Source organism: Methyloceanibacter marginalis, from assembly GCF_001723295.1.
Lineage (GTDB): Bacteria > Pseudomonadota > Alphaproteobacteria > Rhizobiales > Methyloligellaceae > Methyloceanibacter > Methyloceanibacter marginalis.
On sequence record NZ_LPWD01000272.1, the window covers coordinates 1 to 5,304 of the forward strand.

The 5,304-nt window shown below is 63.7% G+C and carries 4 protein-coding genes; 2 read left to right on the plus strand and 2 right to left on the minus strand.

Going from position 1 to position 5,304, the window contains the following annotated elements; translation table 11 throughout:
• Window positions 1–1,610: methylmalonyl-CoA mutase family protein (locus AUC71_RS10485; protein ID WP_069624222.1), on the minus strand; the 1,610-nt coding region annotated here is incomplete at its 3' end.
• A 187-nt stretch (window positions 1,611–1,797) separates the two neighbouring features.
• Window positions 1,798–2,271, minus strand: coding sequence for a hypothetical protein (locus AUC71_RS10490; RefSeq protein ID WP_069624223.1), 474 nt, complete (start codon window positions 2,269–2,271; stop codon window positions 1,798–1,800).
• A gap of 423 nt (window positions 2,272–2,694) precedes the next feature.
• Here AUC71_RS10490 and ccrA point away from each other — a divergent pair, with 423 nt between their 5' ends.
• Together ccrA and AUC71_RS10500 are read left to right on the plus strand one after the other, a co-directional pair.
• Window positions 2,695–4,011, plus strand: coding sequence for a crotonyl-CoA carboxylase/reductase (gene ccrA / locus AUC71_RS10495; RefSeq protein WP_069624224.1), 1,317 nt, complete (start codon window positions 2,695–2,697; stop codon window positions 4,009–4,011).
• Between the two features lie 149 nt (window positions 4,012–4,160).
• Window positions 4,161–5,304: acyl-CoA dehydrogenase family protein (locus tag AUC71_RS10500; protein ID WP_425283380.1), on the plus strand; the 1,144-nt coding region annotated here is incomplete at its 3' end.

Genomic DNA, 5,304 nt, shown 5'->3' on the forward strand with positions numbered 1-5,304 from the left:
CCGTCGAGGCCGGGCTTGCCGACCACGAAGGTGAGGGTGCGGCCGAGCTTGCCTGAGACTTGCTCGACAAGTTCGCGCACCTGCTTCAACCGCTCCGTATCGACAGAGTGCTCGGCGCCGATGCCGGTCGGCGCGCGGTATTCGCCGAACACTTCGCGCAGCACCGCGCCCCATTCTCCTGTGGTGACACCGGCTTTAGCGGCGGCAATCGACGGCGGCATGATGTTGCGGCCTTCGGAGGCCGCCTCTTTGAGATCCACGAGCGCTTGGCGCACGGCCGCGTCGTCGCGCTGTTGACGCCAGGCTTGCAGCGCTGCGATCTGCTCGAGCTCTACGGCTTCCGACACGGTCAGGATGCCTTCGCCGCTGGCATCGAGCGGTGAGGGTTCGGTCTCGGTATAGCGGTTGACGCCGACCAGCACCTGATCGCCGCGCTCGATGTCGGCGATGCGTGCGGCATTCGAGGCGATCAGGGCCTCCTTCATATAGTCGATGGCGGCCACCGCGCCGCCCATGGCATCGAGCTTGGCAAGTTCGGCGCGGGCCTGTTCCTTCAGCTCCTCGACTTTCTTGTCGATCACCTCGGAGCCGTCGAAGATGTCGCCATATTCCAGAAGGTCGGTCTCGTAGGCCACGATCTGCTGGAGCCGCAGCGACCATTGCTGGTCCCAGGGCCGCGGCAGGCCGAGCGCCTCGTTCCAGGCCGGCAACTGCACGGCGCGGGCGCGGGCTTTCTTCGACAGCGTAACCGCCAGCATCGACAGCAGGATGCGATAGACGTTGTTCTCGGGCTGCTGCTCGGTCAAGCCCAGCGAGTTCACCTGCACGCCATAGCGGAAGCGCCGGAGCTTCGGATTTTCGACGCCATAGCGGTCGCGCGCGATTTCGTCCCACAGATCGACGAAGGCGCGCATCTTGGAGACTTCGGTGACGAAGCGCACGCCCGCATTGACGAAGAAGCTGATCGCTCCGACCACGCTCGGAAAGTCCTCATCGGACACCTCGCCGGAGTTCTTAACCTCGTCGAGCACGGCCACGGCAGTGGCCAGGGCGAAGGCGAGTTCTTGGGCCGGCGTCGCGCCCGCTTCCTGCAAATGATATGAGCAGACGTTGGTCGGATTCCATTTCGGCATCTCGCGGTTGGTAAAGACGATGACGTCTTTGATCAGCCGCAGCGACGGCGCCGGCGGAAACACATAGGTGCCGCGCGACAAATATTCTTTGAGGATGTCGTTCTGCACCGTGCCCGTGAGCTTGGCGCGGTCGACATTCTGCTCGTCGGCAAGCGAGACATAGAGCGCGAGCAGCCAGGCGGCGGTGGCGTTGATGGTCATCGACGTGTTCATCGCGTCGAGGGGGATGCCTTCCAGCAGGTGCCGCATGTCGCCGAGATGCGAGACGGGAACGCCGACCTTGCCGACCTCGCCGCGGGCCAGCGCCTCGTCGGAATCGTAGCCGGTCTGGGTCGGCAAATCGAAAGCGATCGAGAGGCCGGTCTGCCCCTTCGACAGGTTCTTCCGGTAAAGCTCGTTCGAGGCCTTGGCCGTCGAATGGCCCGCATAGGTGCGGAACATCCAAGGCTTATCGCGCTCTGTCTTGCCGTCTGCCATTCGTGATCTCCGGAGGGCGCTGGGGCGCTCAGTTTGGCCTTATCGAAGCACGAGCTGCCGTCTCGTGGCAACCGAGGCCCCGTCCTATCCCATGGGTGCGGTGCTTCCGGCAAAGAAAAAGGCGGCGCAACCGGCGCCGCCTTTTCAGTACTGAACTTGGGGAGAGGTTCCCAAGCCTCGTACCGGCTTACATCTTGTCGGTGTCCTTCTCAGGGGCCGACAACGCACCCTGATTCTGGATATCGGGGTCGCCCTCGGCGTCCGCACCCGGCACGTTACCGGCAGAGCGATCGGTCATGCCGCCGGTCGGCTTGTCGGTGCCCATGGCGTCCTTCTCGGGAGCGGAAAGCGCGCCTTGATTCTCGTTGGCCGGATTGCCTTCGGCGCTGGCGCCCGGCACGTTCGCGGACGACTCGTCGGTCATGCCGCCGGTGGTGCTACCCGCACCCTCCATGGGCTGAGACTCGTTCTTCTCGGGAGCCGACAGGGCGCCCTTGTTCTCGATTTCGGTATTGGGCTCGACCGCGCTGCCGGGATTGGCCCCTTCGGCTGCGATCACAATGTCACTCGTGGCGCCCGGCGCGTCCTCGGCCATCGCCACACCCATGCCAAGGGCGAACGTCGCCGCGGTGGCAAGCAGGGCTGTCTTGTAGGTTTTCATACTATCGTCTCCTTGGGGTCAATTTGCGTGACGTCCGGACTGGGGCGTAAACAGACTGAAAGGGTGCGCGGTTCCGGGGCACACCGATCCGTGATCTAAATCCCGCAAATCGAGCCGCAGTCACCCGCGAAGTCTGCCGGTCTCGCGGCGATAGCGCGGCGAGAATGCGGCATGGGCCAGCGGCGGCGTGCCGCGCCAGGGGTGCGAATCACCCCTGGGCAGAGCCGGTTCTTTTTGCTAACCCTCCTCCCCGATTGTGGCCCTGCTGCCAAAATTGAGCATTTCCAAGAGAGCACGCGGCGCTTTTGGTGGGCTTGCGATTAAGTCTGCGGCCCGCAAACATGTTGCAGTCGCGAGATGGATCGAAGACAATTGCCGCAGTGCAAAAAAGCGCCCGAAGAATAGGACTGGGGGGACAACCGGATGAATGAGATGTCTTTAGCTGAAGTTTCTCCAGAAACGTCTGCGCCGAAGGGCGAGATCAAGGATCTCTACGAGATCGGCGAGATTCCCCCGCTCGGTCATGTGCCGAAGAACATGTATGCCTGGGCGATCCGCCGCGAGCGCCAGGGGCCGCCAGACGAGGCCATGCAGGTCGAGGTCGTGCCGACCTGGGAGCTCGATTCCCACGACGTGCTCGTTCTCGTGATGGCTGCGGGCGTCAACTACAACGGCGTCTGGGCATCGCTCGGCAAGCCGATCTCGATGTTCGACGTGCACAAGAATCCCTATCACATCGCCGGTTCGACGGCGTCCGGCATCGTTTGGGCCGTCGGCTCCAAGGTCAAACGCTGGAAGGTCGGCGACGAGGTCGTCATCCATTGCAACCAGGACGACGGTGACGACGAGGAATGTAACGGCGGCGACCCAATGTTCTCGCCGTCCCAGCGCATTTGGGGCTACGAGACGCCGGACGGCTCGTTCGCGCAGTTTGCGCGCGTTCAGGACCGCCAGCTTCTGCCGCGGCCGCAGCATCTCACCTGGGAGGAGGCCGCCTGCTACACGCTGACGCTCGCCACCTCCTACCGCATGCTGTTCGGCCATCGTCCGCACACGCTGAAGCCCGGCCATAACGTCCTGGTGTGGGGCGCTTCAGGCGGCCTCGGCTCCATGGCCATTCAGCTCTGCGCCACGGCAGGCGCCAATGCCATCGGCGTCGTTTCCGAAGACGACAAGAACGACTACGTGATGTCGCTCGGCGCCAAGGGCGTGATCAACCGGAAGAACTTTGACTGCTGGGGCCAGATGCCCAAGGTCGGTACGCCAGAGTACGACGCCTGGAACAAAGAGGTCCGCAAGTTCGGCAAGGCGATCTGGGAGATCACCGGCAAGGGCGTGAACGTCGATAGCGTGTTCGAGCATCCGGGCGAGGCGACCTTCCCGGTCTCCTGCTTCATCGTGAAGCGCGGCGGCATGGTCGTGTTCTGCGCCGGCACGACCGGCTACAACCTCACCATGGATGCCCGCTATGTGTGGATGCACCAGAAGCGCATCCAGGGCTCCCACTTCGCCCATTTGGCGCAAGCGAGCCAGGCCAACAAGCTCGTCATCGAGCGGCATGTCGACCCATGCATGTCCGAGGTGTTCCCCTGGGAGCAGATTCCGAAGGCCCATATGCGCATGTGGAAGAACGAGCATCGCCCCGGCAATATGTCGGTGCTGGTGAGCGCACCGGTCACGGGTTTGCGGACCTTCGAGGACGTGCTCGAAGCCAGCCAGGAAATGCACGGCAAGTCCTAAGGCTTAGCCGGTCCCGAATTCGGCTGCCAAGGCCTAAAAGCGCCCCGGATCAGAAGTCCGGGGCGCTTTCTTTTTGGGGTTTGACTTCGCGCGCATGCCGGGCTTCGTTGTGCCCGAAATCCGACTAGAATCGTTCCGAGGAGCTGACTTTGACCGCCGCCGAGACCGTGACCGACCGTGAGACTTTGAGCCCCGCCGCCCTTGTCCCGTTGCTCGAGGCCGCCGCCGAGGCGGCTGGAACCCTGAATGTCCAGGCGACCGAGGCCGTGAAGGCCAAGCTCGCCCCCGGCGGCAAGATCGATAACGCGGCGCTGGAGCGCGAACAGCATGTGGCGCATGGGCTCGCCTGGATCTCGACCTACGCGGAAGGCATCCGCCAGCTCGCCGACTACGCCAAGCGCATGGAGAGTGAGGGCCGTTTCGGCGAGATGGAGTCCCTGCTGAGCCAGATCGGGGCGGGGGAATATCTCGCGCAGCTTGCGGGCGGCGTGACCATGAGCCAGGGCGAGGTGGTCCGGCTGCATGAACTCGGTCTGGACGAGTCGGCGCGGACTGCTTTTCTCACCGAGGACGTGACCGCGCTGATCGAGGGCGTGACGCCCGAGATGCGTGCCCGCGTCGTCGAATTGATCCAGGACGCGCAAGGCGCGGCTTCGGCCAATTTCGGCGATCCTGGTCTGGAAGAGACCTACGAGGAGATCCGCAATGAGATGCGACGTTTCTCCTTGGCTGAGGTGGTGCCGCACGCGCAAGAGTGGCATCTCAAGGACAACTACATCCCGCTCGAGCTGATCAACCAGATGGCCGAGCTCGGCGTGTTCTCGCTCACGCTGCCGGAAGAATATGGCGGTCTCGGTCTCGGCAAGGAGGCCATGTGCGTCGTCTCCGAGGAACTGAGCCGCGGCTATATCGGCGTGGGGTCACTCGGCACGCGCTCGGAAATCGCCGAGGAGCTGATCCTCAACGGGGGCACCGACGAGCAGAAACAAGAGTGGCTGCCGAAGATCGCCTCAGGCGAGATCCTGCCGACGGCGGTGTTCACCGAACCGAACACCGGCTCCGATCTTGCTTCGCTGACGACCCGCGCGGTGAAGGACGGCGATGTCTACAAGATCACCGGTCAGAAGACCTGGATCACTCATGCCGCGCGCGCCGATCTGATGACGGTTCTGGCGCGCACCGACCCGAACGAGAAGGGCTATAAGGGCCTTTCCATGTTCCTGGCGCCGAAGCCCCGCGGCACCGACGACAACCCGTTCCCGGCCGACAACATCACCGGCGGCGAGATCGAGG

Coding starts and splice junctions, on each gene's coding strand:
- AUC71_RS10490 (WP_069624223.1), bottom strand. CDS start 2,271: ATGAAAACCTACAAGACAGCCCTGCTTGCCACCGCGGCGACGTTCGCC.
- ccrA (WP_069624224.1), top strand. CDS start 2,695: ATGAATGAGATGTCTTTAGCTGAAGTTTCTCCAGAAACGTCTGCGCCG.